The organism is Streptomyces sp. NPDC046379 (genome assembly GCF_055587785.1).
Genome location: NZ_JBVJFP010000001.1, coordinates 385,753 through 412,442, shown reverse-complemented (window position 1 = coordinate 412,442; position 26,690 = coordinate 385,753). Strand labels below are relative to the sequence as shown.

Below are 26,690 nucleotides of genomic sequence, written 5' to 3'. Positions count from 1 at the left end.
CGGACACGTCAGGTGCCGATCTTGTCGCCGGACGGACGAGTGGCGGGAATCGTGCAGTCGCCGCGGTCGGCGTCGGCGGCCGTCGCCCGGGCCCGGCGGCGGGCCAGCGGGGCGGCCAGCACGGTCAGCACGCCGAACGCGCCGATGGTCAGCAGCACGATGGTCGCCCCGGGCGGAACGTCCTGGTAGTACGAGGTCACCGTGCCGCCGAGGGTCACCGCGACGCCGATGGCGACGGCGACGGCGAAGGTGGCGGCGAAGCTGCGGCCGATCTGCTGCGCCGCCGCGACCGGCACCACCATCAGCGCGCTGACCAGCAGCAGGCCCACCACGCGCATGGCGACCGTCACGGTCACCGCCGCCGTGATCGCCATGAGCAGGTTCAGCACCCGCACCGGCAGGCCCGTCACCCGCGCGAACTCCTCGTCCTGGCTGACCGCGAACAGCTGCCGGCGCAGCCCGACCGTGACCAGCATCACGAACGCGGCGAGCAGACAGATGGCCGTGACGTCGGATTCGGACACCGTCGACAGGGAGCCGAAGAGGTACGACGTCAGGTTGGCGTTGGAGCCGGTCGGGGCGAGGTTGATGAGCATCACACCGCCGGCCATGCCGCCGTAGAACAGCATGGCGAGGGCGATGTCGCCGCGGGTCCTGCCGTACCAGCGGATCAGCTCCATGAGGACCGCGCCGAGGACGGAGACCAGCGTCGCCGTCCACACCGGGGACCAGGACATCAGGAAGCCGAGGCCGACGCCGGTCATGGCGACGTGGCCGATGCCGTCGCCCATCAGGGCCTGGCGGCGCTGGACGAGGTAGACACCGATCGCGGGGGCCGTGATGCCGACGAGGACGGCCGCCAGCAGCGCCCGCTGCATGAAGGCGTAGTCGAGGAAGTCCATCAGCTCAGCAGTCCCGTGCGGATCGGTTCGGCGCCCGCGGGTGCGTGCGGGTGCACATGGTCGTGGCCGGGCAGCGCGTGCTGGCCGACCGCCTTCGGGGGCGGGCCGTCGTGCGTGACGCAGCCGTCGCGCAGGACCACCGCCCGGTCGATCAAGGGCTCCAGGGGGCCCAGTTCGTGCAGGACGAGCAGGACGGAGGCGCCCTGGGAGACCTGCCGGCGCAGGGTGTCCGCGAGGACCTCCTGGCTGGCCAGGTCGACGCCCGCCATCGGCTCGTCCATGATCAGCAGCTCGGGCTCGGAGGCGAGGGCGCGGGCGATCAGCACCCGCTGGTGCTGGCCGCCGGAGAGCGCGCCCACGGAGTCCTTGGCCCGGTCGGCCATGCCGACCAGCTCCAGGGCGGTGCGTACGGCGGCGTGGTCGGCCTTGCGCAGCACGCCGAAGCGGGCCCGCGACAGCCGCCCGGAGGAGACGACCTCGGTGACGGTGGCCGGGACGCCGCCCGCGGCGGTGGTGCGCTGCGGGACGTAGCCCACCCGCGCCCAGTCGCGGAACCGGCTCAGCGGGCTCCCGAACAGCTCGATCCCGCCGGAGGTCACCGGCACCTGGCCGATGACGGCGCGCACGGCCGTCGACTTGCCCGAGCCGTTCGCGCCGAGCAGCGCGACGACCTCGCCGCGGCGGACGGCGAGGTCGATGCCGCGCAGGACGGGGCGCGAGCCCAGTTCGGCGCGGACCCCGCGCAGGGATATGACGGGCTCGCTCACAATCGCCTCCAAAGAGCGCTCGGTCGGCGCCGAAGCGGTCACTTGGCGCCGAGGGCGGTGCGCAGCGCCTCCAGGTTGGCGTCCATGACCTGGAAGTAGTCGTCGCCCTCGGACTTGTCGGTGATGCCCTCCAGCGGGTCCAGGACGTCGGTCTTCAGGCCGGCGTCCTTGGCGAGGGTCTTCGCCGTCTTGTCCGATACCAGTGTCTCGTAGAAGACGGTGGTGACGCCGTCGGCCTTCGCCTCGGTCTGCAGCTCCTTGATCCGGGCGGGGCTCGGCTCGCTCTCCGGGTCGAGGCCGGAGATGGCCTCCTGGGTGAGGCCGTAGCGCTCGGCGAGGTAGGTGAAGGCGGCGTGGTTGGTGAAGAAGACCTTGGTCTCGGTGTTCTTCAGGCCCTCGGCGAACCGCGTGTTCAGGTCGTCGAGCTTGCCGGTCAGCTCCTCGGCGTTCTTGCGGTAGTCGGCCGCGTGGTCGGGGTCGGCCTTCGCGAAGGCCTCGGCGACGCCCTCGGCGACCTCGGCGTACTTGACCGGGTCGAGCCAGACGTGCGGGTCGCGGGCGTGCTCCTCCTCCTCGGCGTGCTCCTCCCCGGAGGACTCCTCGGCGTGCTCCTCCTCGCCCTCGTGGCTGTGCTCCACGTCGCCGTGGTCCTCCAGCGAGGTGAGGGTGGCCGCGTCGATCTTCGTCTCGACGCCGGACTGGTCGACCGCCTCGTCCACGGCGGGCTGGAGGCTCTTGAGGTAGAGCACCGCGTCGGCCTCGCCGAGCTGGGCGGTCTGCCGGGTGCTCAGCTCCAGGTCGTGGGGCTCCTGACCGGGGGCGGTCAGGGTGGTGACGTTCACGTGCTCCCCGCCGATCCGCTCGGCGAGGAACTGCATCGGGTAGAACGACGCGACGACGTCGAACTTGTCGGTGTTCCCGGCGTTGCCCGCCGCCGCGCTGTCGTCGGAGCAGGCGGAAAGGGTCCCGAGACCGAGGGTGACGGCCGCGGCGACCGCTATGGCGGATATGTGGTGTCGTCGTACGTTCATGACTCCCATTTTCAACAAATATGGAAACCGTTGTCAACAAGCGTCGGGACGGGGGCCGATTTGGTCGAGGGGCAGGCCGCGCCGGTAACCTGAATCATTCGCTGGAAGCGTCTCGCTTCGCCCGCCCGTCCCCCGACCACCACCCCCCATCGAGGCGCTACGCGCCGCACTTGTCAGTCATCGTCGTCGTAATGAAGAGAGCACCGTGGCCGCCGACAAGATCGACACCATCGTCAGCCTGAGCAAGCGCCGTGGCTTCGTTTTTCCCTGCAGTGAGATCTACGGCGGCCAGCGCGCCGCCTGGGACTACGGGCCGCTCGGTGTCGAGCTGAAGGAGAACCTCAAGCGCCAGTGGTGGCGCTACATGGTGACGTCGCGCGAGGACGTCGTCGGCATCGACTCGTCCGTGATCCTGGCCCCCGAGGTCTGGGTCGCCTCCGGCCACGTCGCCACGTTCACCGACCCGCTCACCGAGTGCACCTCCTGTCACAAGCGGTTCCGCGCGGACCACCTGGAGGAGGCCTACGAGGAGAAGAAGGGCCACGCCCCGGAGAACGGCCTCGCCGACCTCAACTGCCCCAACTGCGGCAACAAGGGCACCTTCACCGAGCCCAAGCAGTTCTCCGGCCTGCTGTCGACCCACCTCGGCCCGACCCAGGACTCCGGCTCCATCGCCTACCTGCGCCCCGAGACCGCCCAGGGCATCTTCACCAACTTCGCCCAGGTGCAGACCACTTCGCGCCGCAAGCCGCCGTTCGGCATCGCCCAGATGGGCAAGTCCTTCCGCAACGAGATCACGCCCGGCAACTTCATCTTCCGCACCCGCGAGTTCGAGCAGATGGAGATGGAGTTCTTCGTCAAGCCGGGCGAGGACGAGAAGTGGCAGGAGTACTGGATGGAGCAGCGCTGGAACTGGTACACCGGCCTCGGCATGCGTGAAGAGAACATGCGGTGGTACGAGCACCCGCAGGAGAAGCTCTCCCACTACTCCAAGCGCACCGCCGACATCGAGTACCGCTTCCAGTTCGGCGGCAGCGAGTGGGGCGAGCTGGAGGGCGTCGCCAACCGCACCGACTACGACCTCGGCGCCCACTCCAAGGCCTCCGGCCAGGACCTCTCCTACTTCGACCAGGAGGCCGGCGAGCGCTGGACGCCGTACGTCATCGAGCCGGCGGCCGGTGTCGGCCGCGCGATGCTGGCGTTCCTGCTCGACGCCTACGTCGAGGACGAGGCGCCCAACGCCAAGGGCAAGATGGAGAAGCGCACCGTACTGCGCCTCGACCACCGCCTGGCCCCGGTGAAGGTCGCGGTCCTGCCGCTGTCCCGCAACCCCGAGCTGTCCCCGAAGGCCAAGGGCCTCGCCCAGACGCTGCGGCAGAACTGGAACATCGAGTTCGACGACGCCGGCGCGATCGGCCGCCGCTACCGCCGCCAGGACGAGATCGGCACGCCGTTCTGCGTCACCGTCGACTTCGACACCCTGGACGACAACGCGGTGACCGTGCGCGAGCGCGACACCATGAAGCAGGAGCGGGTGTCGCTGGACCAGATCGAGGGCTACCTCGCGTCGCGGCTGGTCGGCTGCTAGACGCGCACGCGCGAAAGCCCCCGGTGCGGCCCCTCGTGGGCGGCGCCGGGGGCTTCCCCGTGTCCCGTCGAGGCCGCCGAGCCGCCGGCCCCGCCGTCACCGCCCGCGCGTCCTCCACGCCACCGGGCGCCGCCACGACCCCGGCGGCTACGCCCGGGACCGGACCAGCCCGGCGCCGACGCGGAGTTCGAGCCGGTCGTGGAGCCGGTCGTGGAGCCGGTGGTGCGGGGCCTGCGGGGCTGACGCGCCGGGTGACCGGCGAGCCGCCGGCCGTCCCCTAACCGCCCGCCGGGTCCACCGTCGCCTGGTGCGCCTGAGCCAGGTGCTCCTGGGCCTTCAGCCACGGCAGGAACTGCGCGCCCCGGCGCCAGCCGCAGGTGTCGCAGCTGATCGTGCGCTGCACCCCCGTGCGCCGCACCCGGACCACGTGCTCCCGGCCGTGCTGGTCCCAGCGGCTGACCTTGCTCGTGTCGTTCCCCGTCATCGACCCCTCCAGCGTCCTGCCGCCCCGCACACAGGCGCGTGCCCCCAGGAGTGTGCAGCAACCACGAGACCGACGGGAGGCCGGGGCGGGAACGGGGTGCCGGGCACCGCGGTCCGTGCGGGACAATGGAGGAATGTCCATGCCCACCACGCCCCTGCGCATCGGCCCGCACACCGTCCAGCCGCCCGTCGTCCTGGCCCCCATGGCCGGGATCACCAACGCGCCCTTCCGCACCCTGTGCCGGGAGTTCAGCGGAGGCAAGGGGCTGTTCGTCAGTGAGATGATCACCACCAGGGCGCTGGTCGAGCGCAACGAGAAGACGATGCAGCTGATCCGCTTCGACGCGAGCGAGCGCCCGCGGTCGATCCAGCTGTACGGCGTGGACCCGGCGACCGTCGGCAAGGCCGTCCGCATGATCGCGGAGGAGGACCTCGCCGACCACATCGACCTCAACTTCGGCTGCCCCGTGCCCAAGGTCACCCGCAAGGGCGGCGGCTCGGCGCTGCCGTTCAAGCGGAACCTGCTGCGCGCCATCCTGCGCGAGGCCGTCGCCGGGGCCGGGGACCTGCCGGTCACCATGAAGATGCGCAAGGGCATCGACGACGACCACATCACCTACCTCGACGCCGGCCGCATCGCCGTCGAGGAGGGCGTCACCGCCATCGCCCTGCACGGCCGCACCGCCGCCCAGCACTACGGCGGCACCGCCGACTGGGACGCCATCGCCCGGCTCAAGGAACACGTCCCGGAGATCCCCGTGCTCGGCAACGGCGACATCTGGTCGGCCGGGGACGCGCTGCGGATGGTGCGCGAGACCGGCTGCGACGGCGTCGTCGTCGGACGCGGCTGCCTGGGCCGGCCGTGGCTGTTCGCCGACCTGGTCGCCGCGTTCGAGGGGCGCGCCGACGACGTCGCGCGGCCGTCGCTGCGGGAGGTCGCCGACGTGATGGTGCGGCACGCCGCGCTGCTCGGCGAGTGGATCGGCGACGAGTCCAAGGGCGTCGTGGACTTCCGCAAGCACGTCGCCTGGTACCTCAAGGGCTTCGCGGTCGGCTCCGAGATGCGCAAGCGGCTCGCGGTGACCTCGTCGCCGGCGGAGCTGCGGTCCGGGCTGGACGAGCTGGACCTCGACCAGCCGTGGCCGGCCGGCGCCGAGGGGCCCCGCGGCCGTACCTCCGGCAACAACCGGGTCGTGCTGCCCGACGGCTGGCTGAAGGACCCGTACGACTGCGCGGGCGTCGGCGAGGACGCCGAGCTGGACACCTCCGGCGGCTGAACGGGTCGGTCATGCTGGCGGGGCCGATCATGCCGATTGGGCCGATCAGTCCTTCGCCGGGTGCGGGGCGGAGCCGTACGCCGTCAGGAAGCGGTCGCGGAAGTCGCTCATCCGCCACACCGGGGCGCCGCCCGCGATCAGGCCCTCCGTCCAGCGCCAGCCGTCGATCCGGTCCAGCACCTCCGGGTCCCCGGCGACGACGGACACCGGCACGTCCCGGCTCGCGCCCCGGCCGCTGACCCGGGCGATGGGCTGGTGGTCGCCGGCGGCGGGCCCGGGGGCGGGCCGGCCGTCGGCGCCGTGCTCGGCGAGGGTGTCGGCGGCGCCGGCCGGCGGGGGCGGGGCCGAGCCTGCGGGTGAGGAGAGGGGCACGGGCACCCGGTGCCGCTTCCGGGTGCCCGTGTCGTGCCCGTCGCCCTGCCGGTGGTGCGCCCCTTCGGCTGCGTGAGCCGGGCCACCGGACGGGCTTGGGCACGTATGGGGGGCGCCGGGACGGGTGCGCCGTCCCGGGTGCCGTCGTGGCTCGCCGGCGTCGGCGGGCAGCACGCCCCGTCAGCTGCCGTGAGCCGGGCCGTCGGCCGGGCGCGGCACGCGTGCGTGCCGAGGGCGCCGGGACGGGCGCCCGCCCCGGCACCGGCGCCGCGTCCCTGGACCGCCCGCCGCCGGAGGCCCTACGCTCCGCCCACCGCCGTCAGCAGCGCCAGCGGGGCCGCCGCCGAGCGGGACTCGCGGACGCAGGCGTGCGGGTAGGGGACCGGTTCCGCGTGGTGGGTGCGGCCGTAGCCCGCCAGGACCTCCGGGAGGCGGTGGCCGGTGGCGGTGGCCGCGTCGACCAGGCCGTGCGCGATCGTGCGGGCCTCGTCGTGCAGGCCGTAGCGGGCCAGGCCCAGGGCGATCAGGGCGTTGTCGTGCGGCCAGACCGAGCCGCGGTGGTACGACAGCGGGTGGTACGCCGGCTGGCCGGCCGCCAGCGTGCGCACGCCCCACCCGGAGAAGAAGTCCGGCTCCAGCAGCCGCCGCCCGACCGCCTCGCCGTACTCCTTGTCCAGCAGCCCCGACCACAGCAGATGCCCGGCGTCGGAGGCCAGCGCGTCCAGGCGGCGGCCCTCGCCGTCCAGGGCCAGCGCCGGGAAGGACCGGTCGTCCATCCAGAAGTCCCGCTGGAACCGGTCCCGCAGATCGCCCGCCGCCTGCTCCAGCAGTGCCGCGTACACCTCGTCCTCCCACACCGTGCGGGCCACCAGCGCGGTGCGGCGCAGGGCGTCGTAGGCATACCCCTGCGCGCCCGCCGCCGTGACCGGGCCGCTCGCCCGGCTGCCGTCGGCGGCGCAGATGGCGCCGGGGGAGTCCTTCCAGTTCTGGTTGGCCAGACCGCCCCGGTCGGCGCGGTAGACCAGGTAGCCGCGCGAGGTCAGGCCGCCGTGGTCGAGCATCCAGCCGACCGCCGCGCGGGCGTGCGGCTCCAGCCGGCGGGCCAGCGCGGTGTCCCCGGTCTGCTCGACGTACGCGCCGAGCAGGACGAGGAAGAGGGGCGTGGCGTCGACCGAGCCGTAGTAGCGGCCGTAGGGCACCTGCCCGAAGTGCGCCAGCTCGCCGTGGCGCACCTCGTGCACGATCTTGCCGGGCTGGGCGACCGACTCCGCGTGCGCGCCGGTCGCCTGGGTGGCGGCGAGCGCGGGGAGCGTGGCCGCGGCGAGCTGGGGGCGGTAGGGCAGTGCGAACAGGGAAGTGAGCAGGGCGTCGCGGCCGAGCAGGGTGAGGAACCAGGGCGCGCCGGCCGCGGGCACGCGCAGCTCCTCGCCGTCCGGCCCGGTCGCCGGGATCTGGAGGGCGGCGAGGTCGGCGAGGCCGCGCGCGCAGGCGGCGGCCAGCTCCGGCCAGCCGGTGGGGAAGGCGACGCCCTCCACGAACCGGCCCTCCTTCTCCAGGAGCTGCTCGTTGACCGAGGCCGGGGAGCGGGGCACGCGCAGCGCCCGCTTCTCGCCGTGCGGCCGGGCGATGGCGCGCAGCACCAGCTCGGCCGTGCCGTGCGGCTCCAGTTCCAGCTTCCACACCAGGCGGCGGGCGCCGGTGCCGGTCTCCTCGACGGCGTCCGGCGAGGGCTCCGCGGTGACCGTCGTACAGGAGCGCCACTCGCCGCGCTGGTAGACGAACTCGATGCCGTGGTCGAGGACCTGGCGGCGGCGGACCGCGCCGGTCTTGGCGTAGGTGCGGTGGTCGGAGCGCAGCTCGAACTGGTCGGCGAAGTCGGCGTCGACGGTGAGCGCGAGCCGGACCGTGAGGGGCACCGGACGGTTGGCGGCCACCCGCAGCGACTCCACGAACGACCCGTCGCCGACGGCCTGCTCACGGAAGACCGTGCAGGCGGGCGGCTCCTGACGGCCGCCGCGCGGGACGAGCACGCAGCGGGCGGTGTCCCCGTCGGCGACGGGGGTGAGGGTCTCGGGCACCGCGCCGTCGATGGTGAGCTGCCAGCGGCTCAGATGGCGGGCGTCGCGGACGAACAGCCCGTCCGGCAGTCCGCCGGGCCGGACCGCGCCGCCGGTGCGCACACCGCTGATGTCACCGCTGTCTCCCACGGCGACGAACGTGCCCGAGTGCACGAGCAGATGCTGCCGGTCCGTCATCCCAGGTCCCCTCCCTCTCCCTTGTCTCCCGCGCCGTTTCCCGGGCCGAGTGCCGCGCCGTTTCCGCAGCCGCTTGCCGTGCTGCTTCCCGAGCCGCTTGCCGCGCCGTTGCCCGTGCCGCCTTCCGCGCCGCCGAACGCGGGTGCGCCGATCGCCGTGCCGTGGCCCTCGGCGGGCCGGTCGTGGAGCAGGTCCAGGGTGAGCGCGGCCGTCCAGCTGAAGCCGGTCGCCCCGCACGCCTCGCCGGTGTACGGGTCGACGTACTCGGCGAAACCGGTGGCGACGGCGGTGTCCAGCAGCGCCGTGCGCAGGGCCTCGGCGCGCTCCCGCTCGCCGTGCACCCACAGGCCGCGCTCCACCAGCCAGCCGGTGTTGAACCAGGCGGGCCCGCGCCAGTAGCGGTGCGGGTCGAAGGCCTCGCCGAGCAGGTCGTAGCTGGGCACCAGCCGGGTGGTGGAGCCGAGCCCGAAGTGCGGCCCGCCGAGCGCGCGGACCAGGGCGGCGGCGACCGCGCGGGGCAGGGCGGGCAGCAGCAGCGGGACCAGGCCGGACACGCCGCGCTCGCGGATGACGTTCCCGCCGCGCACGTCCCGGCAGAAGAACATGCCCTCCGCCGGGTCCCACAGCCGCTCGATCAGCGCGCCCGTCAGCCGCTCGGCGCGGGCCTGCCGGGCCGTGCCGGACGCGCCCAGCTCGCGGGCGATCCGGGCCAGGGCCGACTCGGAGGCGATGAGCAGCGCGTTGAACGCCGGGTCCTCCACGGCGAAGTCGCCGCTCCCGTCGGCGTAGCCGCCGTCGCGGTAGTCGGCCGCGAGCCGCACGTACCGCCCGTAGTCGAGGTCGGTGGGCCGGTCCTCGGGCGCGCCGTGGTCGAGGTCGGCGCGGCGGAAGGAGCGCGCCGGGGCCGGGGTGATCCGGGCGAGCGGGGCGTCCCAGCAGGGGCTGTTGTCCATGCCCTGCTCCCAGGGGTGGACCACGGAGGCGAGCCCGCCGCCGCCCAGGTCCCGGCGGTGCAGCAGATAGCGGTGCCAGGCGGCGAGACGCGGGTAGACGCGCGCCAGGAAGCCGCGGGCCCGGGACAGGCCGGGGTCGGCGCAGTGCACCAGCCAGGCCGCCAGCGCGTGCACCGGCGGCTGAACGATCCCGGACGTCTCCACCGCGCGCGGGGCGCCGGCGGCGTGGCCCGCGGTGGAGGAGCGCCAGAAGTCGGGGCTCGGGAAGTAGGCGTCGAGCGGCACGGAGGGGTTGAAGACGATGTGCGGGATCCGGCCGTCCGCCCACTGCGCGGACAGCAGCGTCTCCAGCTCGGTCTGTGCGCGTAACGGCGACAGATGGCGCAGGCCGATCGCGATGAACGCGGAGTCCCAGGACCACTGGTGCGGATACAGGCCGCGCGAGGGGACGGTGGACGTTCCGGTCCAGTTGCCCTCCAGCACGCGGGCGGCGCTGAGGTGCGGTGTTTCGGCCGATGCGCCGGGATCGTATGCAACGGGGGCCGTGTCGGTTGCCCGGCCCGGTCCGGGCAAGGAAGGTGATGTTGTGGTGCGTGCGGGTTCCGTGCGCTCGGCTGATGCGGAGCGGTGGGCGGTGAGTTGGGTCGAGCGGTCCACGCGTGGCTCCCCGAAGACGTCCGGCCGACCAGTTCGGCTGGGGCTACCGTAGGGTTACGTCTATTTAACACGCAAAACTCAATATGTAATGCAAACTTGAGAAACACAAGGGGGTGTGCATGACCGGAACCGGAAGAGCGGGCTCCGTCGCCAGCGGCAGGAGCGGACGGGGCGCGGGACCCGCCGCCGGGCCCGGCGGCGGCCGGAGCGGCGGTCAGGCCAGCGCCGGTGACCTGCTCCAGCTCGTACGCAGCGGCCGTGCGACCACACGGGGCGCGCTTCAGCAGGCCACCGGGCTGTCCCGGGCCACCGTCGGGCAGCGGCTGGACCGGCTGTTCCGCGCGGGCTGGCTGCGCGAGGGCGCGGGCGGCCCGGTCGACTCCCCGCTGGGCGGCCGGCCCTCCATCACCCTGGAGTTCGACACCGACCACGCGGTGGTCCTCGCCGCCGACCTCGACACCCGGCATGCGCGCGCGGCCGTGCTGTCGCTCAGCGGCGAGATACTCGCCGAGCACGGCGGCACGCTCGTCGTCGAGGACGGCCCCGAGCACGTCCTGGGCGAACTGGGGCGCTGGTTCGCCGAGCTGCTGGAGAAGGCGGGGCACGCGCCGCAGGAGGTGTGCGGCGTCGGGCTCGCCGTGCCGGGCCCCGTCGACACCGGCACCGGGCGCGTGGTGCAGCCGCCGATGATGCCCGGCTGGGACGGCTACGACATACGGGGCCGGCTGGCCAGGGCGGTCGGCGACCACGCCGGCGCCCCGTCCGTGCCGGTCCTCGTGGACAACGACGCCAACCTGATGGCGTACGGGGAGCAGCGCACCGGCCACCCCGACTGCTCGGCGTTCGTGCTGGTCAAGGTCTCCACCGGCATAGGCGCCGGCGTCGTGGTCGACGGCTCGGTGTACCGGGGCGTCGACGGCGGCGCCGGGGACATCGGCCACATCCGGGTGCCGGAAGGCGCCGACGCGCTGTGCCGGTGCGGGGCCTACGGCTGCCTGGCGGCCGTCGCCAGCGGGGGAGCGGTGGCCCGGCGGCTGGCCGAGGCGGGGGTGCGGGCGGCGTCCGGCTCGGACGTGCGGGACCTGCTCGCGGCCGGGCACCCGGAGGCCATGGGGCTGGCCCGGGAGGCGGGGCGCCGGGTGGGTGACGTGCTGGCGACGGTCGTGACGCTGCTGAACCCCGGCGTGCTGATGATCGCGGGGGACCTGGCCGGCACGCCCTTCCTGACCGGCGTTCGGGAACTGCTGTACCAGCGGGCGCTGCCCCGCTCCACCGCCCGGCTCGAGGTGGTGACCTCGCGGCTCGGGGAGCGGGCGGGGCTCATCGGGGCGGGCGCGCTGGTGGTGGAGCACCTGTACGCGCCGGAGCGGGTGGAGGAGCGGCTGCGGGCGCTGGGGGTGTGACGACGGGCGGGACCGGCGCCGGTGGGCGTGACGGGTGGGTTTCCCCTCCATGAGGCGTCCGCGGCGGCGTCCGCATGGTGAAATCCCGCGGGGTGTGGAAGCGTGATTCTCGCCACCCCTGATGAGGGTTGCGCTCAGATGAGCGATTCCCGGGCGACTGCACTTTCTCAAGGGGTGGCACTGAGTGCCACCCCTTGATCGTTCATCGAGCGAAATCAGACGTGCCGACAGGTGCTCATCTGAGCGATTCGACCGCTCCCCGTGCGCAGTCGCCTTCAAGAAGTGAACACACGCCCGGTCGGCGACCCTTTCGCCCGTGACTTTCGATCCGCTGGCGGACCTCTGGTTACGGGCGCATGACACGCAAGTGGACGTACCCAGGCGCCTTTGATCTGGGTATGTTCCTCGCCGTCAGGGCAGCCACCGCGTCCTCGAGGAGTCGAGACCCGTGTCGGAAAACAAAGAGCGTGAGGGCGTGAAGTTCGTTTACGACTTCACCGAGGGAAACAAGGACCTCAAGGACCTCCTCGGCGGCAAGGGCGCGAACCTCGCCGAGATGACCAACCTCGGCCTCCCCGTCCCTCCGGGGTTCACCATCACCACCGAGGCATGCAAGGTCTACCTCGACAGCGGCGAGGAGCCGGCGGCACTGCGTGACGAGGTGAGTGCGCACCTCGAAGCGCTGGAGCAGCGCATGGGCAAGAAGCTCGGCCAGGCCGACGACCCCCTCCTCGTGTCGGTCCGCTCCGGCGCCAAGTTCTCCATGCCCGGCATGATGGACACCGTCCTCAACATCGGGCTCTCCGACAGGTCCGTGCAGGGCCTCGCCCGGCAGGCCGGCGACGACAGGTTCGCCTGGGACTCCTACCGCCGCCTCATCCAGATGTTCGGCAAGACCGTCCTCGGCGTCGACGGCGACCTCTTCGAGGACGCGCTGGAGCAGGCCAAACGGGCCAAGAAGGTCACGGTCGACACCGAACTGGAGGCCGCGGACCTGAAGAAGCTGGTCGCCAGGTTCAAGAAGATCGTCAAGACGGAGGCCGGGCGGGACTTCCCGCAGGACCCGCGCGAGCAGATGGACCTCGCCATCAAGGCCGTCTTCGACTCCTGGAACGGCGACCGCGCCAAGCTCTACCGCCGCCAGGAGCGCATCCCGCACGACCTGGGCACGGCCGTCAACGTCTGCTCCATGGTCTTCGGCAACCTCGGCCCCGACTCCGGCACCGGCGTCGCCTTCACCCGCGACCCCGCCTCCGGCCACCAGGGCGTGTACGGCGACTACCTGCAGAACGCCCAGGGCGAGGACGTCGTGGCGGGCATCCGCAACACCGTCCCGCTGGCGGAGCTGGAGCGCATCGACAAGAAGTCGTACGACCAGCTGATGCAGATCATGGAGACGCTGGAGAACCACTACAAGGACCTCTGCGACATCGAGTTCACCATCGAGCGCGGTCGGCTGTGGATGCTCCAGACCCGCGTCGGCAAGCGCACCGCGGGCGCGGCCTTCCGCATTGCCACCCAGCTGGTCGACCAGGGCCTGATCGACGAGGCCGAGGCGCTCCAGCGGGTCAACGGCGCCCAGCTCGCCCAGCTGATGTTCCCCCGCTTCGACGAGAACGCCAAGGTCGAGCAGGCCGGCCGGGGCATCGCCGCCTCGCCCGGCGCGGCGGTCGGCAAGGCGGTCTTCGACTCCTACACCGCCGTCAAGTGGTCCCGCTCCGGCGAGAAGGTCATCCTGATCCGCCGCGAGACCAACCCGGACGACCTGGACGGCATGATCGCCGCCGAGGGCATCCTGACCTCGCGCGGGGGCAAGACCTCGCACGCCGCCGTCGTCGCCCGCGGCATGGGCAAGACCTGCGTGTGCGGCGCCGAGGAGCTGGAGGTCGACACCAAGCGGCGGCGGATGACCGTACCCGGCGGGCACGTCGTGGAGGAGGGCGACGTCATCTCCATCGACGGCTCCACCGGCAAGGTGTACCTCGGCGAGGTCCCGGTCGTGCCGTCGCCGGTGGTCGAGTACTTCGAGGGCCGGATGCACGCCGGCGCGGACGACGCCGACGAGCTGGTCGAGGCCGTGCACCGGATCATGGCGTTCGCCGACCGCAAGCGGCGGCTGCGGGTGCGCGCCAACGCCGACAACGCCGAGGACGCGCTGCGCGCGCGGCGGTTCGGCGCCCAGGGCATCGGGCTGTGCCGCACCGAGCACATGTTCCTCGGCGACCGGCGCGAGCTGGTGGAACGGCTGATCCTGGCCGACACCGAGGCCGAGCGCGAGGAGTCCCTGAAGGAGCTGCTGCCGCTGCAGAAGCAGGACTTCGTGGAGCTGTTCGAGGCGATGGACGGCCTCCCGGTCACCGTCCGCCTCCTCGACCCGCCGCTGCACGAGTTCCTCCCCGACATCACCGAGCTGTCGGTGCGCGTCGCGCTCGCCGAGGCCCGGCAGGAGCCGCACGAGAACGAGCTGCGCCTGCTGCAGGCCGTGCACCGGCTGCACGAGCAGAACCCGATGCTGGGCCTGCGCGGCGTGCGGCTCGGGCTGGTCATCCCGGGCCTGTTCACCATGCAGGTGCGGGCCATCGCCGAGGCGGCGGCCGAGCGCCGGGCGGCCAAGGGCGACCCGCGCGCGGAGATCATGATCCCGCTCGTCGGCACGGTCCAGGAGCTGGAGATCGTCCGCGAGGAGGCCGACCAGGTCGTCGCCGAGGTGCAGGAGGCGACCGGGTACGAGCTGAAACTGGCGATCGGCACGATGATCGAGCTGCCGCGCGCCGCCCTGACCGCAGGCCAGATCGCGGAGGCGGCGGAGTTCTTCTCCTTCGGCACCAACGACCTGACCCAGACGGTGTGGGGCTTCAGCCGCGACGACGTCGAGGCCAGCTTCTTCACCGCCTACCTGGAGAAGGGCATCTTCGGCGTCTCCCCGTTCGAGACCATCGACAAGGACGGCGTCGGCTCCCTGGTCGCCGCCGCCGCCCGGGCCGGCCGCGCCACCCGCCCCGACCTCAAGCTCGGCGTCTGCGGCGAGCACGGCGGCGACCCGGAGTCGGTGCACTTCTTCCACGAGGTCGGCCTCGACTACGTCTCCTGCTCGCCGTTCCGCATTCCGGTCGCGCGCCTGGAGGCGGGCCGGGCGGCGTCCCGGTCGGCCGGCAGCGACCACCGCTGAGCCCTGCCGGGCTCCTGAACGCCGGAACCGCCGCCGTATCCCCGACCCTCACCGATCCGGCGGCGGTTCCGGAGCACGAAGAGAGGGCGGCACCCTTGTGCGGGGGTGCCGCCCTCTCCGTTTCCGGCGGTCACGCACGCCGCCTAGGCGTCGCAGGCGACTCCGTCGTTGTCGCGGTCCAGGTGGGAGGCGTAGCCGGGCTCCCCGCGGTGGATGGGCGCGGCGCCGGCGGCGCGTGCCTCGGTGCAGTTGCCGTAGTGGACGTCGGCGGGCGCCGGGGCGTCCGCCTCGGGTTCGGCGGCGGGCCCGGCGGTCACCGTCCTGGTGGCGCGGACCGTTTTCGTCGCGGTGACCGTGGGCGCGGGCTCGGCCTTCGGCGTCCGCGTCACGGTCGCGGTCGCGGTGACCGTCTCGGTGGGGGCCGGCTCGGCCGCCGCGGGCTTGGCGTTCGTGGTGGTGTCCCCCTCGCCGCCCGCGCCGATGCCGGCGAGGAACGCCAGTGCCAGGGCCGGGATCACGAGTCTCTTCCGCGCCCACGCCGGCGCCGGGCGCGAGGGCGGCGTCGGCGCGGCGGGCGGCGTGGGCGGCATGGGCGCGTTGTAGGGCGTGTACGGATTCGTCATGGTCCCCCCAGTGACGGGTGTGTCGGGGGGCCGAACCTAGTGCCGGGGTCTCCGGCGCACGGGGGATGTGGCTGATTCGTGATCGATGCGGGGGAGATGTGAAGGGCTGCGGCTACCGGAGCGGCACCGCCACCCCCGTGAACGTCGTCTCCGGGAGCTGCGGGGAGGTGAAGCGGGCGTTGACCAGGTAGAGGCGGTCGCCGTAGCGGGCCGCCGTGGTGGGGACGTCGAAGCGGGGGTCGGTGATCGTGCGGATCAGGGTGGCCGTGCGCAGGTCGGGGGAGAGGCGCCAGACGCTGATCAGGTTGAGGCGGTTCTGGACGACGTACAGCGTCCGGCCGATGCGGACCAGGCCGTCGCCGCTGACCACCGACTCCGCGCCGACCAGCTCGATCGCCGTGGCCTCGCCGGTGCGCAGGGAGACGTGGTACAGCGTGCCCGGCGTGCTCTTCACCACGATCAGGCCCCGGCCGTCCGGCGTCGCCACCACGCCGTTGGCGTTGTTGACGCCCGCCAGCTGCTCCCATTCGCCGGTCAGCGGCAGGGGCCTGACCGCGCCCCGGCCGTCGCGCGGCACGCCGTACAGGACCGCGTTGCGGGAGTCGGTGTACCAGGCGCGGTCGCCGGTCAGGACGACGTCGTTGATGAACGCGGGCGTCGCGGTGGTGAGCCGGCGGGTGTGGAGCAGGGCGCCGCTGCGGGCGTCCACGATCCTGGCCGTGCCGCCGGCGCCGCCCGCGATGTGGAGGAGCCCGTCGCGGTCCAGTTTCAGGCCGATCGACGCGGTGCCCGCCGCGCCCGCGTGGACGATCCGGCCCTCGCCGGTGCGCAGGTCGGTGCGGTACACGGCGCCGTTGGCGCGCGAGCCCATGTAGGCGTACGGCCGGGCGCCGATGGTGATGCCCTCGGGCAGGAAGCCGTCCGGGAGGGTGAACTCGGTGGGCCACCCGGCCGCCGAGGCGGAAGCGGCGGCGGCGGCCGGGCCGGCCAGGGCGGCGAGGGCCGTGCCCGCGAGGAGGGAACGGCGGGACAGGGGTCGGTTCATGTATGTGCCTCCGGTGCGGAGATGCGAACATGCGGATGTACGGATGTACGGGTGGGACGCGGCGGAGGTTCCCGCTCGTCCCGCCCGCAACACCCCCCGACCCCCGTCGGGTCGCCGGCTACGCCCGGAAGGGGCCCGTCACCTCGTAGGTGATGCCGCCGGACGACGTGCCGGACGTGCCGCGCTGGCTGGAGAAGTACAGGCGGCGGCCGTCGGGGGAGAAGGCCGGGCCGGTGATCTCCGAGGCGGACTGGTTGTCGATGCGCAGGAACGGCGCGATCACCCCGGCCGGGGTGATGACGCAGATCTCCATGTTGCCGCCGTCCTCGGCGACGAACAGGTCGCCGGAGGCCGAGCCGGTGATGTTGTCGACGCCGGTGAGCGGCGCGGTGCCGGAGGTGACGAGCGAGTCGTCGTACGCCAGCTCGAAGGTGTTGTCGAGCAGGTTCAGCTGCCAGACCCGGTTGTCGCCCTTCGTCGTGAACCACACCTTGTCGTCGGCGTAGTGGCAGCCCTCGCCGCCGTTGAAGGACTTCGAGCCCGACACCTGCGCGCGGGTGGTCGTCGGGGAGCCGTCGGGGTCGGGGACGTTCGCCCAGCTGAAGGACCCGGACGTGCCGGAGCCCGCGACCATCACCTGGAGCCGGCCGGCTGACAGGTCGCCCCAGGTCGTCGGCACGAAGCGGTAGAAGCGGCCGTTGCTCTCGTCCTCGGTCAGGTAGATGACCCGGCGGACCGGGTCGGCAGCCGCGGCCTCGTGCTTGAAGCGGCCCATGGCGTCCCGCCGGACCGCCGCCTTGGACCCCCACGGGTCGGTCTCGTAGACGTAGCCGAGCGACACCTCCTCGCAGGACAGCCAGGTGTTCCACGGGGTCTTGCCGCCCGCGCAGTTCTGCCGGGTGTTGGAGAGGATGCGGTACGCGCCGGTGATCGCGCCGGTGGACGAGAACTTCACCGCGCTCGCGCCGCCCGAGGGGTTGATCTCCGAGTTGGAGACGTAGATCCAGCCGGTGCCGTCGGCGTAGCAGGCGCCGCCGTCCGGGGCGCTGTGCCAGGTGTACGAGGTGCCGGCGACTCTCTGGCCGGACCGGGCTATGACCCGGCTGGTGAAGCCGCTGGGGAGTCTGATGCCGTTGGCGTCCGGGGAACCCGGCGAGCCGTAGGGGCTCGCGCCGGGCTGGGCGGGCGCGGCGTACGCGGCGCCACGCCACAGGGTCCCGCCGAGGACGGCGGTCGAGCCGCCGAGGACGGCCGCACGCAGAAGGCTACGACGTTCCACTCTCACTCCAGGAGGTGCCGTGACCGCCCCCGCCGCCGGTCGGCGACAGGGGGTCGTGCGGTCGGGACCCTAGGGGAGCGGAGTGGACTGCTCCGTGCACGGTTCGTGTCCGGTCCGTGACGGGTCGGAGTACACGGGGGGCGCGCCGCGCGGACGGCATCCGGCCGGGAAGACACGAGGGCCCCCCAGGGTCCGGTGCGGACGACGTTGTCCGCACCGGACCCGGAAGGCCCTCGGTCGTTCACGAGAGGGAGGCTCAGGCGGCCCGTACCTCGTACGCCTGGATCCGGACGGCGTCGTCGTCCAGGCACTGGCCCGTGACCAGGTCGAAGCGCTCCTTCAGCAGGGGCGAGGCGACGTACGCGCGGCCCTGGTGCGTGCCCGTCAGGCCGCGGGAGAGGACCGCCGCGCCGGTGAACGGGTCGCGGTTGTCGATGCCGTACAGCCGGCCCGCGCGGTCGCGGAACAGGGCCACCTGGCGGCCGTCCGGCAGCAGGGCCGCCACACCGCGGCCCGGGAGCAGCAGATGCAGGTCGCAGACCGTGAACCAGGTGTCCTCGCCGATCCGCACTTGGATCTTGAGGTCGGTCGTCTCGGGTGCCAGGGTCATCGCTGGGCGCTTCCTTCCAGGGCTTCTTCCAGAATGTCGTCCTTGGGACGGATGCCGATGGACAGCAGCGGCAGGTCCGGCTTGATCTGGTCGCGCTCGGGCACGAACGAGACCAGCGGGTCGGGCGTGTCCGGCGCGTTGACGAAGGACACGAACCGGGCGAGCTTGTCGGGGTTGCTGATGGTCTCGGTCCACTCGTCGCGGAAGTTCGCGACGTGCGCCTCCATCAGGCTCTCCAGCTCCTCGCAGATGCCGAGCGAGTCGTTGACCACGACGTCCTTGACGTGCTCCAGGCCGCCGGGGATGCGGTCCAGCCAGGTCGAGGTGCGCTCCAGCCGGTCGGCGGTGCGGATGTAGAACATCAGGAACCGGTCGATCAGCCGGATCAGCTCGTCGTCGTCGAGGTCCTGCGCGAGGAGGTCGGCGTGGCGCGGGGTCGCGCCGCCGTTGCCGCCGACGTAGAGGTTCCAGCCGTTGGAGGTGGCGATGATGCCGAAGTCCTTCGACTGGGCCTCGGCGCACTCGCGGGCGCAGCCGGACACCCCCGACTTCAGCTTGTGCGGCGCCCGCAGGCCCCGGTAGCGCAGCTCCAGGTCGATCGCCATGCGGACCGAGTCCTGCACGCCGTAGCGGCACCAGGTCTGCCCGACGCAGGACTTCACGGTGCGCAGCGACTTGCCGTACGCGTGCCCCGACTCGAAGCCGGCGTCCACCAGCCGCGCCCAGATCGACGGCAGCTGCTCCACGCGGGCGCCGAACATGTCGATGCGCTGGCCGCCGGTCAGCTTGGTGTACAGGCCGTAGTCCCGGGCGATCTCGCCGATCACGATCAGCTTCTCCGGCGTGATCTCACCGCCGGGGATGCGCGGGACGACGGAGTACGAGCCGTTCTTCTGCAGGTTGGCGAGGAAGTGGTCGTTGGTGTCCTGCAGCGCCGCCTGCTCGTCGTCCAGGACGTAGGGCTCGGCGCCGATCACGGGGGCGATCGAGGCGATGATCGAGCCGACGGTCGGCTTGCACACCTCGCAGCCCTCCCCGCCCCGGGCCTCCTCGCGGCCGTAGCGGTCCAGCAGGTCCTGGTACGAGTTGATGCGCAGGGCGAGGACGATCTCGTACAGCTCCTCGCGGGTCTGCCCGAAGCAGCCGCACAGGCCCTTGTCGACCTCGACGCCGCTGGCCTCCAGCTCCGCGGTCACCAGCTGGCCGAGGACCTTGATGCAGGAGCCGCAGCCGGTGCCGGCCTTGGTGCACTTCTTCACCTCGGGCACGCTGGTGCACTGGTGGTCGGCGACCGCGGCGCGGATCGTGCCCTTGCTGACGTTGTGGCAGGAGCAGATCACCGCGTCGTCCGGCAGCGCGGACGGGCCGAGCTGTGCGCCCCCGCTGGAGCCGGCCGGCAGGACCAGCTGCTCGGGCGAGATGGGCGGCACCGAGCCGGTGAGGGCCCGCAGGGTGCCGTACTGGTCCGCGTCGCCGACCAGGATGCCGCCGAGCAGCGTGCCGTCGCGGCTGATGACCAGCTTCTTGTACAGGCCCGAGCGGGAGTCGGAGTAGACCACGTCGAGGCAGTCGTCGGTCGCGCCGTGCGCGTCGCCGAAGGAGGCCACGTCCACGCCGAGCAGCTTCAGCTTGGTCGACAGGTCGGCGCCGGTGAAGGCGGCCTCGTCGGCGGCGATCGTCGCGGCGGCCGTCTCGGCCTGCTCGTAGCCGGGGGCCACCAGGCCGTACACCCGGCCGTCGGCGGCCAGCGCGCACTCGCCGATGGCGAAGACGTGCGGGTCGGTGACCGTGCGGCACTGCTCGTCGACGGTGATGCCGCCGCGCTCGCCGACCGCCAGACCGCAGTCGCGGGCCAGCTGGTCGCGGGGGCGGACGCCGGCGGAGAACACCACCATGTCGGTGGCCAGCTCCGAGCCGTCGGACAGCTTCATGCCGGTGACGACGCCGGACTCGTCGGTCACGATCTCCTGCGTGCCCACGCCCGTGTGCACGCTCAGGCCCATGTCCCGGATGGTGCGCAGCAGCGCCGCGCCGCCGCCCTCGTCCACCTGCACCGGCATCAGCCGGGGCGCGAACTCCACGATGTGCGCCTCGAGCCCGAGCCCCTTCAGCGCGCCCGCGGCCTCCAGGCCCAGCAGACCGCCGCCGACCACCGCGCCGGTCGTCGCCTTCTTGGCGTACTCCTCGATGGCGAGGAGGTCCTCGATGGTGCGGTAGACGAAGCAGCCCTCGGCGTCCTTGTTCGGCACCGGCGGGACGAAGGGGTAGGAGCCGGTGGCCAGGACCAGCACGTCGTAGTCGACGGTCAGCCCCGAGCGGGCGGTGACCCGGCGGGCCTCGCGGTCGATCGTCTCGGCCGCGTCGCCGACGTGCAGCTCGATGCCGTGTTCCCTGATGAACTCCATGTCGGTCATGGACAGGTCCTCGGGCGTCTTGCCCGAGAAGTACGACGTCAGGCCGACCCGGTCGTAGGCGGGCCGCGGCTCCTCGCACAGCACGACCACCCGGTGCGTGGCGGTCGTGCCGCGCTCGGCGAGGGCCTCCAGGAAGCGCTGGCCGACCATGCCGTGGCCGACGAGCACGATCGTGGGGCGGGACTCGTCCCCGACAGTTGCGGTCGTGGTCATCAGGAGCCTCCATCGTTGGTGAGCAGGTGGAGCAGCGGGCCGTCGTCGGGGAGCGGCTCTGCTCCCTCCCAGGCGCGGGCGAGGGCGCCGACGGTGCCGAGTTCGCCGACGAGAACCCCGCCCACCAGGCGGTCGTCGCGGACGACGACCTTGCGGTAGGTGCCGCGGGTGGCGTCGGTGAGCTGCACGACGTCGTCCCCGGGGCGGGCTTCCGTCTCGCCGAACGCGGCGAGGTCGAAAGGTGCCTGACCCGCGAGGGTGAGGCGGGTGAGGGCACGGGTGCCGCCGTAGCGGGCGGCCGTGTCCCCGGTGAGCATCCGGGCGAGCACGTCGGCCTGTTCCAGCGCGGGGGCGGCGAGCCCGTACAGGGTGCCGTCGTGCTGGGCGCAGTCCCCGATCGCCCGGATGTGCGGGTCGGAGGTGCGCAGTTCGTCGTCGACCAGGACGCCCTTGTGGACGGCGAGGCCGGCGGCCTTGGCGATGCCCACCCGGGGGTGGACGCCGCAGGCCAGGACCACGATGTCGGCGTCGAGGGCGTATCCGTCGTGCATCTCCACCGAGCGGACCGCGCCGCCGACCACGCGCACGTCCCGGACCCGGCACTCGGTGTGCACCTCGACCCCGAGGTCCTTCAGATGCCGCTTGACCAGCTTGGACGCCGCCGGGTCGAGCTGGCGCTCCATCAGCCGCTCGGACTGCTGGGCGAGCACGACCGACGCGCCGCGCATCGCCAGCGCCCGGGCCGCGGACACCCCGAGCAGGCCGCCGCCGATGACGACCGCCCGCACCCCCGGCCGTACCGCCTTGGACAGGCCCAGGCAGTCGTCCATGGTGCGGAAGGCGTGGACGCCCTCGGGCAGCTCGTGGTCGGGGGTGAACAGGCCGCGCAGCGGCGGCAGGACCGGGTTGGAGCCGGTGGCCAGGACCAGCGTGTCGTATGCGATCACCGAGCCGTCCGCGCAGCGCACGGTCCGCTCGTCGCGGTCGATGCCGGTGACCCGGGCACGGGTCAGCTCCGGCGGGGCCGGCAGCGCGATCACGTCGGGGGCGTACCGCCCGGCCAGCACCTCGGCGAGCAGGACCCGGTTGTAGGGCCGGTGCTCCTCCTCGCCGACGAGCAGCGCGGGCGTGCCGAGCTCACCGAGCCGCCGGGCGAGCCGTACGCCCGCGAGGCCGGCGCCGATCACCACCACACGCGTATTCGAGGTCATGCCCCTGAGCGTGCGACGCCGACGTTACCCGGCCGCATCGCAACTGTTTCCCGTGAGGAACGCTGCCCTCAGCGGAGGAGGGGGGCGGATGTGAGGCTTGGGACGGCCGACCGGGGGTGGGCTGTGAGATCGGCCCGCGAACCCCGCGTGAACCTCAGAAGACCCTCAGCTGCGTGGACGCCACACGTATCCCGTCCATAGGGTCGCACGCATGCCCGACATCTCCCTGGCCATGGTCGCCGTGCTGTGCCTCGCCGCGCTCGCGGCGGGCTGGATCGACGCCGTGGTCGGCGGCGGCGGACTGCTGCTGCTTCCCGCCCTGCTGCTCGGGCTGCCCGCCGGCACGCCGGCCGCGTACGCGCTCGGCACCAACAAGGCGGTCGCCATCGTGGGCACGGCCGGCGCCGCCGTCACCTACGCACGCAAGGCGCCCGTCGACGTCCGCGTGGCCGTGCGCATCGGGCTCGCGGCGCTGGCCGGCTCCTCGGGCGGGGCGTTCCTCGCGGCGGGGATGAGCACGGAGGTGCTCAAGCCGGTGATCATGGTGGTGCTGCTCGGCGTCGCCGCGTTCGTCATCCTGCGCCCCGCCTTCGGCACCGCCCCGGCGCCGGGCCCCGTGACCCGCCGCCGGGTGCTCGCCGCGATCGGCCTGGCGGGCCTCGGCATCGGCTTCTACGACGGGCTGATCGGCCCCGGGACCGGCACCTTCCTGGTCCTCGCCCTCACCGCCGTGCTCCACCTCGACCTGGTCACCGCATCCGCCACCGCCAAGATCGTCAACTGCTGCACCAACGCCGGCGCCCTCGCCACCTTCGCCTGGCAGGGCACGGTGCTGTGGCAGCTGGCGGCGCTGATGGCGGCGTTCAACCTCGCGGGCGGGATGCTCGGCGCGCACACCGCGCTCAAGAGGGGCAGCGGTTTCGTGCGGATCGTGCTGCTGACGGTGGTGCTGGCGCTGGTGGCGAACATGGCGTACGAGCAGTGGGTGGCCTAGGCAGTGGTCAGGAGGCCTCCCCGGTGAGCAGCTCGACCATCCCGGCGGTGTCCTCGTCGCCGTGTCCGGCGGCCAGCCAGCGGTCCATCAGCTCCGTGTACGGGGTGAGCAGCTCGGCGCTGACGCCCTGCTCCTCGGCCGTGCGCAGCAGCGTGACGTTGCCGGCCGCCTGCATGGCGAGGTTGGAGACGACGTCCTTGCCGTAGTCGCCGCTCTCCAGCTGCTCGGCCGTCTGGTGGGCCAGCTGCGCCATCGCCGTGAGCCAGGAGACCAGCAGCGGCGCGAAGTCGGTGGGCGCGATGTCCTCCCGCCGGATCAGCGCGAAGGCGTGCAGCACCCCCGCGAACATCCCGCTCATCGCGCTCAGCAGCGCCACGTCGTGCAGCGCCGCGAACCCCGGGTCCGCGCCCACGTAACGGGCGCCGGCCGGAACGGCGAGGGTGGCGCGGTGCTCCTCGAACAGCTCGGGCGAGCCGCTGTAGAAGACGTACGCCCCCGAGTCGGGCTTCCCGATCATCGGCGGTACGGCCATGATGCCGGCGTCCAGGAAACGGGCCCCGCGCTCCGTGGCCCAGGCGGCGCGGGCGCGGCCCTGGGCGGGCGTGCCGGTGGTGAGGTCGACCAGGTCCCTGCCGGTCAGGTCGGCGTCGGCCAGGGCCTCGCCGACGGAGGCGTCGTCCAGCAGGCAGACGACGACCAGCCGGCCGGCGGCCACCGCCTCGGCGGCGCTCGCGGCGACGGCGGCGCCCTCGGCGGCAAGGGCCTCGGCGCGGGCCGGGGTGCGGTTCCAGACGGTCACGGGGTGCCCGGCGGCGAGCCAGGCGCGGGCCAGGGCGCTGCCCATGGCGCCGGCGCCGAGCAGGGTGACGGGAGGGGTCGGGGAGGTTCGGGAACGAGCGTTGTCGGTCATGGCGTTTAGCCTCATGGAGGGCGATGACCTGCTCAAGTACGTACTTGCGAGTGGGTGGTTACCCCCGGGGAAGCGTGCAGGCAGCACGCGCGACGGCGACGGGAGCTGGTGGCGGACATGGGGATCGGGCGACGGCCGGGGTCGTACCAGTGCGGGGTGGACGCGGCGATCGACGTGATCGGCGGCAAGTGGAAGGTGCTCATCCTGTGGGAGCTGTCCCTGCGCCCGCACCGCTTCGGCGAGCTGCGCAGGGGGCTGCCGGGGGTCACCGAGAAGGTGCTGGCGGCGCAGCTGCGGGAGCTGGAGGCGGACGGCATCGTGCACCGGGAGGAGTACGACGAGGTGCCGCCGCGCGTCGAGTACTCGCTGACGCCGCGCGGGGTGAGCCTCAACGAGGCGCTGGAGCCGCTGGGCGCGTGGGGGAAGACCAACGTCCTGGGCGGCTCACCGGCTCCCCGTCAGATGGGCGAACACGACGACGTTCCCGCGATACCCGGTGCCGCGCGCGTAGCCGCCCCCGCAGGTGATCACCCGTAGCTCGGGCCTGGGCGCGGCCCCGTACACCTTCTCGTCGGGGAAGTCCTCCGCGTCGTACACCTCGACCGCGTGCACCCGGAACACGGCCACGCCGCCGTCGCGCCGGTCGATCTCGATGACGCTGCCGCGGCGCAGCGCGCCCAGCCGGTAGAACACGGCCGGCCCGTCGGCGTTGTCGACGTGCCCGGCGACGATGGCGGTGCCGCGCTCGCCGGGCCGGGTGCCCGCCTCGTACCAGCCGGCGAGGCCGGGCCGGTCGGCGGGCGGCACGTCGAGACTGCCGGTGGCGGTGAGGCCGAGGCCGGTCAGCGGGGCGTCGACGCGGATCGCCGGGATGCGGATGCGGTCCGGCGGGGAGGGCGGCAGCGCGGCGACGGGGGAGGCGGGCGCGGCCGTCGCGCTCGCCTGGGCGGCGGACGGCTGCGGCGGGGCTCCCGCGCCGGCGCCGGCCAGCAGCCACACGCCCGAGCACAGGGCGACGGCGGTCACGGCCGCTATCGCGGCGTCGCCCGCATTGCCGAACGTGCGCACGATCTGCCTCCTCCGGGAGTCTCCCGTCCCCCTCCGGGCCGCGAGGGGCGTCGGACCCGGAGGGGGTGGGGCTTGCGGTACCGGCGGACGGACAGCGGAGGGTGTCCGTCAGATCCCGTCGCCTCTCGCCCGGCGATGCAGGAGCCAGGTACCGCCCGCGGCGGCGACGGCGAGAGCCGCCACGCCGGCCGCGGTCTGCACGGGGTCGGGGCCCAGGGCGCCGCCGACCCCCGTCTTCACACTTCCCCGGGGATACACCTGCGCGTGCGCCGAGGCGAGCACGACGACCAGGTCGCCGCGCACCTCCGGGCCGCCGCGGGCGCACCGCGCGACGATCTCGTACGTCCCCGGCTGCGCGCTCGGCGGCACCCGGAACCGTCCGGTGGCGTCACCGTCGTCGTCCGGGGCCAGTGTGAACTCCCCGGCGCCGACCGCGCTGGCGTCCCCGGCGGCGGTGGCGCACCCCACGGCGGTCGCCGTGACGTCCCCGCCGGGCGCCACCGTCCCCGGCCGCACCTCCAGCCGGGCCCCGTCCCCGAGCGCGGGCGCGGCGAGCGCCCCCACGGCGGCGACGGCGAACACGGCACCGGTCAGCGAGCGGGCGGTACGTCGCATCGATGCTCCCTCGAGCGATTCGGTCCCTGTCCCTCCGAGGAAAGGCCGCGGCGACCGAACCCGCTCCCCGAGAAACGACCCGGCATCCCTCGAACGGCCGAGCGCACAGCCCGCCCCGCGCCCACCCGGCCCGGACGTCCGCCCAGGTCAGCCCCACCGGCCGGGCCCCGCACGGAAATCCCCGCACGGCACTGCGCCGAGACGGTGAACGGGTGACGCGGAGGGCCGCCCGAATGCTGAACGCGGAGCCGGCACCCGCCCTGTCGGAGGTCCTGATGACGCTCGTGTCGGCAGGTGACGGCGTCCGTATGCCGGCCGTGTACCGCTTGCCGGGGCATCCCGGGGCCGTCGGGCGGGACGAGGAGGTGAAAGGGACATGAGCGTTGCCGTCGACCACACAGGGCCCTGGACCGTCGCCGACGTCCTCGCCCTGCCGGAAGACCGCACCGTGCGCTACGAACTGCTGGGGGAGTCCCTCCTGATGTCCCCCGCACCCGGCGTCCGCCACCAGCGGGCCTCGTTCCGCCTCCACGTCGCCCTGGAGGCCGCCGCCCGGGCCGTCGGCGCACCGGTGGAGATCCTGGAAGGCGTCAACGTCGTTCTTCCCTCCGGACTGGCCGTGCCCGACCTCGTGGTGGCCGACGCCGGCGCGACCGCCGAGGATCCCGTCAGTGTCGACGTCGACGCGGTGCAACTCGTCGTCGAACTCGTTTCCCCCGGCAACAGCACCATGGACCGCAAGGTCAAGCCCATGCTGTACGCGGAAGCCGCCATCCCGCACTTCTGGCGGCTCGAGTTCGACCCCGCGCCCATGCTCGTCGTCCATGAGCTGCGGGGCGGCCGGTAAGTCG

22 protein-coding genes and 1 pseudogene are annotated in these 26,690 nt (G+C 73.2%); 7 read left to right on the top strand and 16 right to left on the bottom strand.

Features of this window, described 5'->3' with window-relative positions:
• Positions 1-8 precede the first annotated feature (8 nt).
• Genes ACZ6KF_RS01875 through ACZ6KF_RS01865 form a run of 3 tightly spaced genes read right to left on the bottom strand, consistent with a single transcriptional unit; the run spans position 9 to position 2,700 of the window.
• Positions 9-902: a metal ABC transporter permease gene (locus ACZ6KF_RS01875; RefSeq protein ID WP_356627687.1), complete on the bottom strand. Its 894-nt coding sequence runs from the start codon at positions 900-902 to the stop codon at positions 9-11.
• Positions 902-1,672, bottom strand: coding sequence for a metal ABC transporter ATP-binding protein (locus ACZ6KF_RS01870; RefSeq protein WP_356627767.1), 771 nt, complete (start codon positions 1,670-1,672; stop codon positions 902-904). The genes ACZ6KF_RS01875 and ACZ6KF_RS01870 overlap by 1 nt, the downstream gene beginning before the upstream one ends.
• Before the next feature lie 35 nt (positions 1,673-1,707).
• Complete coding sequence (locus ACZ6KF_RS01865; protein WP_356627686.1) at positions 1,708-2,700, bottom strand: zinc ABC transporter substrate-binding protein; 993 nt, start codon at positions 2,698-2,700, stop codon at positions 1,708-1,710.
• Positions 2,701-2,905: 205 nt separating this feature from the next.
• Between ACZ6KF_RS01865 and ACZ6KF_RS01860 the strand changes: the two genes are divergently transcribed.
• Positions 2,906-4,288, top strand: coding sequence for a glycine--tRNA ligase (locus tag ACZ6KF_RS01860; protein ID WP_356627685.1), 1,383 nt, complete (start codon positions 2,906-2,908; stop codon positions 4,286-4,288).
• A gap of 277 nt (positions 4,289-4,565) precedes the next feature.
• Here the strand turns inward: ACZ6KF_RS01860 and ACZ6KF_RS01855 are convergent, their stop codons facing one another.
• Positions 4,566-4,772, bottom strand: coding sequence for a hypothetical protein (locus tag ACZ6KF_RS01855; RefSeq protein WP_356627684.1), 207 nt, complete (start codon positions 4,770-4,772; stop codon positions 4,566-4,568).
• 133 nt (positions 4,773-4,905) lie between these two features.
• Between ACZ6KF_RS01855 and dusB the strand changes: the two genes are divergently transcribed.
• On the top strand, positions 4,906-6,048 hold the full coding sequence (gene dusB, locus ACZ6KF_RS01850; protein WP_356627683.1) for a tRNA dihydrouridine synthase DusB: 1,143 nt from the start codon (positions 4,906-4,908) through the stop codon (positions 6,046-6,048).
• Positions 6,049-6,093: 45 nt separating this feature from the next.
• Here dusB and ACZ6KF_RS01845 read toward each other — a convergent pair.
• From ACZ6KF_RS01845 to ACZ6KF_RS01835, 3 genes and pseudogenes are all read right to left on the bottom strand, one after another.
• Positions 6,094-6,312: pseudogene (locus tag ACZ6KF_RS01845) on the bottom strand (CDP-alcohol phosphatidyltransferase); the annotation flags it as partial.
• A gap of 407 nt (positions 6,313-6,719) precedes the next feature.
• On the bottom strand, positions 6,720-8,675 hold the full coding sequence (locus ACZ6KF_RS01840) for an amylo-alpha-1,6-glucosidase (RefSeq protein WP_469158564.1): 1,956 nt from the start codon (positions 8,673-8,675) through the stop codon (positions 6,720-6,722).
• Positions 8,672-10,285 (bottom strand): MGH1-like glycoside hydrolase domain-containing protein, encoded by a 1,614-nt coding sequence (locus ACZ6KF_RS01835; protein ID WP_469236801.1) that lies wholly within the window; start codon positions 10,283-10,285, stop codon positions 8,672-8,674. The genes ACZ6KF_RS01840 and ACZ6KF_RS01835 overlap by 4 nt, the downstream gene beginning before the upstream one ends.
• A 119-nt stretch (positions 10,286-10,404) precedes the next feature.
• Here ACZ6KF_RS01835 and ACZ6KF_RS01830 point away from each other — a divergent pair, with 119 nt between their 5' ends.
• Both ACZ6KF_RS01830 and ppdK read left to right on the top strand, forming a co-directional pair.
• Positions 10,405-11,688, top strand: a complete 1,284-nt coding sequence (locus ACZ6KF_RS01830; protein ID WP_356627680.1) for an ROK family protein — start codon at positions 10,405-10,407, stop codon at positions 11,686-11,688.
• Between the two features lie 475 nt (positions 11,689-12,163).
• Complete coding sequence (gene ppdK / locus ACZ6KF_RS01825; protein WP_469237192.1) at positions 12,164-14,857, top strand: pyruvate, phosphate dikinase; 2,694 nt, start codon at positions 12,164-12,166, stop codon at positions 14,855-14,857.
• Between the two features lie 143 nt (positions 14,858-15,000).
• On the opposite strand, the gene ACZ6KF_RS01820 is transcribed toward ppdK, so the two are convergent.
• From ACZ6KF_RS01820 to ACZ6KF_RS01795, 6 genes are all read right to left on the bottom strand, one after another.
• Positions 15,001-15,480, bottom strand: coding sequence for an excalibur calcium-binding domain-containing protein (locus ACZ6KF_RS01820; protein ID WP_469236799.1), 480 nt, complete (start codon positions 15,478-15,480; stop codon positions 15,001-15,003).
• A 112-nt stretch (positions 15,481-15,592) separates the two neighbouring features.
• Positions 15,593-16,525 carry an SMP-30/gluconolactonase/LRE family protein gene (locus ACZ6KF_RS01815; RefSeq protein WP_469236796.1) on the bottom strand — a complete coding sequence of 311 codons (933 nt, stop codon included), beginning with the start codon at positions 16,523-16,525 and terminating at the stop codon, positions 15,593-15,595.
• Between the two features lie 118 nt (positions 16,526-16,643).
• Positions 16,644-17,804 carry an alkaline phosphatase PhoX gene (locus ACZ6KF_RS01810; RefSeq protein WP_356627676.1) on the bottom strand — a complete coding sequence of 387 codons (1,161 nt, stop codon included), beginning with the start codon at positions 17,802-17,804 and terminating at the stop codon, positions 16,644-16,646.
• A 256-nt stretch (positions 17,805-18,060) separates the two neighbouring features.
• Positions 18,061-18,414, bottom strand: a complete 354-nt coding sequence (gene nirD / locus ACZ6KF_RS01805) for a nitrite reductase small subunit NirD (RefSeq protein ID WP_356627675.1) — start codon at positions 18,412-18,414, stop codon at positions 18,061-18,063.
• On the bottom strand, positions 18,411-21,041 hold the full coding sequence (nirB, locus tag ACZ6KF_RS01800; protein WP_469236794.1) for a nitrite reductase large subunit NirB: 2,631 nt from the start codon (positions 21,039-21,041) through the stop codon (positions 18,411-18,413). The genes nirD and nirB overlap by 4 nt, the downstream gene beginning before the upstream one ends.
• Entirely contained in the window at positions 21,041-22,252 is a 1,212-nt protein-coding gene (locus tag ACZ6KF_RS01795; protein WP_356627673.1) for an NAD(P)/FAD-dependent oxidoreductase, read from the bottom strand. The genes nirB and ACZ6KF_RS01795 overlap by 1 nt, the downstream gene beginning before the upstream one ends.
• Positions 22,253-22,463: 211 nt before the next feature.
• Here ACZ6KF_RS01795 and ACZ6KF_RS01790 point away from each other — a divergent pair, with 211 nt between their 5' ends.
• Positions 22,464-23,246 carry a sulfite exporter TauE/SafE family protein gene (locus ACZ6KF_RS01790; protein ID WP_356627672.1) on the top strand — a complete coding sequence of 261 codons (783 nt, stop codon included), beginning with the start codon at positions 22,464-22,466 and terminating at the stop codon, positions 23,244-23,246.
• Positions 23,247-23,253: 7 nt separating this feature from the next.
• Here ACZ6KF_RS01790 and ACZ6KF_RS01785 read toward each other — a convergent pair whose 3' ends face one another.
• Positions 23,254-24,156 (bottom strand): NAD(P)-dependent oxidoreductase, encoded by a 903-nt coding sequence (locus ACZ6KF_RS01785; RefSeq protein WP_469158571.1) that lies wholly within the window; start codon positions 24,154-24,156, stop codon positions 23,254-23,256.
• A gap of 117 nt (positions 24,157-24,273) precedes the next feature.
• Between ACZ6KF_RS01785 and ACZ6KF_RS01780 the strand changes: the two genes are divergently transcribed.
• The gene (locus ACZ6KF_RS01780) at positions 24,274-24,693 is read left to right on the top strand and encodes a winged helix-turn-helix transcriptional regulator (RefSeq protein ID WP_356627670.1); all 420 of its coding nucleotides are present in this window, start codon (positions 24,274-24,276) and stop codon (positions 24,691-24,693) included.
• Here ACZ6KF_RS01780 and ACZ6KF_RS01775 read toward each other — a convergent pair.
• A complete protein-coding gene (locus ACZ6KF_RS01775) occupies positions 24,601-25,224 on the bottom strand; it encodes a class F sortase (RefSeq protein ID WP_356627669.1) in 624 nt (207 codons plus the stop codon). The genes ACZ6KF_RS01780 and ACZ6KF_RS01775 overlap by 93 nt on opposite strands.
• 108 nt (positions 25,225-25,332) lie before the next feature.
• Positions 25,333-25,839: a hypothetical protein gene (locus tag ACZ6KF_RS01770; RefSeq protein ID WP_469158572.1), complete on the bottom strand. Its 507-nt coding sequence runs from the start codon at positions 25,837-25,839 to the stop codon at positions 25,333-25,335.
• 376 nt (positions 25,840-26,215) lie between these two features.
• Between ACZ6KF_RS01770 and ACZ6KF_RS01765 the strand changes: the two genes are divergently transcribed.
• Positions 26,216-26,686 (top strand): Uma2 family endonuclease, encoded by a 471-nt coding sequence (locus tag ACZ6KF_RS01765; RefSeq protein WP_469236790.1) that lies wholly within the window; start codon positions 26,216-26,218, stop codon positions 26,684-26,686.
• Positions 26,687-26,690 lie beyond the last annotated feature (4 nt).

Bases quoted from the DNA above. Each gene is read 5' to 3' on its own strand.
- nirD (WP_356627675.1), bottom strand. From the start codon at position 18,414: ATGACCCTGGCACCCGAGACGACCGACCTCAAGATCCAAGTGCGGATC.
- ACZ6KF_RS01765 (WP_469236790.1), top strand. From the start codon at position 26,216: ATGAGCGTTGCCGTCGACCACACAGGGCCCTGGACCGTCGCCGACGTC.
- ACZ6KF_RS01830 (WP_356627680.1), top strand. From the start codon at position 10,405: ATGACCGGAACCGGAAGAGCGGGCTCCGTCGCCAGCGGCAGGAGCGGA.
- ACZ6KF_RS01770 (WP_469158572.1), bottom strand. From the start codon at position 25,839: ATGCGACGTACCGCCCGCTCGCTGACCGGTGCCGTGTTCGCCGTCGCC.
- ACZ6KF_RS01865 (WP_356627686.1), bottom strand. From the start codon at position 2,700: ATGAACGTACGACGACACCACATATCCGCCATAGCGGTCGCCGCGGCC.
- nirB (WP_469236794.1), bottom strand. From the start codon at position 21,041: ATGACCACGACCGCAACTGTCGGGGACGAGTCCCGCCCCACGATCGTG.
- ACZ6KF_RS01815 (WP_469236796.1), bottom strand. From the start codon at position 16,525: ATGAACCGACCCCTGTCCCGCCGTTCCCTCCTCGCGGGCACGGCCCTC.
- ACZ6KF_RS01790 (WP_356627672.1), top strand. From the start codon at position 22,464: ATGCCCGACATCTCCCTGGCCATGGTCGCCGTGCTGTGCCTCGCCGCG.
- ACZ6KF_RS01820 (WP_469236799.1), bottom strand. From the start codon at position 15,480: ATGACGAATCCGTACACGCCCTACAACGCGCCCATGCCGCCCACGCCG.
- ACZ6KF_RS01855 (WP_356627684.1), bottom strand. From the start codon at position 4,772: ATGACGGGGAACGACACGAGCAAGGTCAGCCGCTGGGACCAGCACGGC.
- ACZ6KF_RS01780 (WP_356627670.1), top strand. From the start codon at position 24,274: ATGGGGATCGGGCGACGGCCGGGGTCGTACCAGTGCGGGGTGGACGCG.
- dusB (WP_356627683.1), top strand. From the start codon at position 4,906: ATGTCCATGCCCACCACGCCCCTGCGCATCGGCCCGCACACCGTCCAG.
- ACZ6KF_RS01785 (WP_469158571.1), bottom strand. From the start codon at position 24,156: ATGACCGACAACGCTCGTTCCCGAACCTCCCCGACCCCTCCCGTCACC.
- ACZ6KF_RS01795 (WP_356627673.1), bottom strand. From the start codon at position 22,252: ATGACCTCGAATACGCGTGTGGTGGTGATCGGCGCCGGCCTCGCGGGC.
- ACZ6KF_RS01875 (WP_356627687.1), bottom strand. From the start codon at position 902: ATGGACTTCCTCGACTACGCCTTCATGCAGCGGGCGCTGCTGGCGGCC.
- ACZ6KF_RS01840 (WP_469158564.1), bottom strand. From the start codon at position 8,675: ATGACGGACCGGCAGCATCTGCTCGTGCACTCGGGCACGTTCGTCGCC.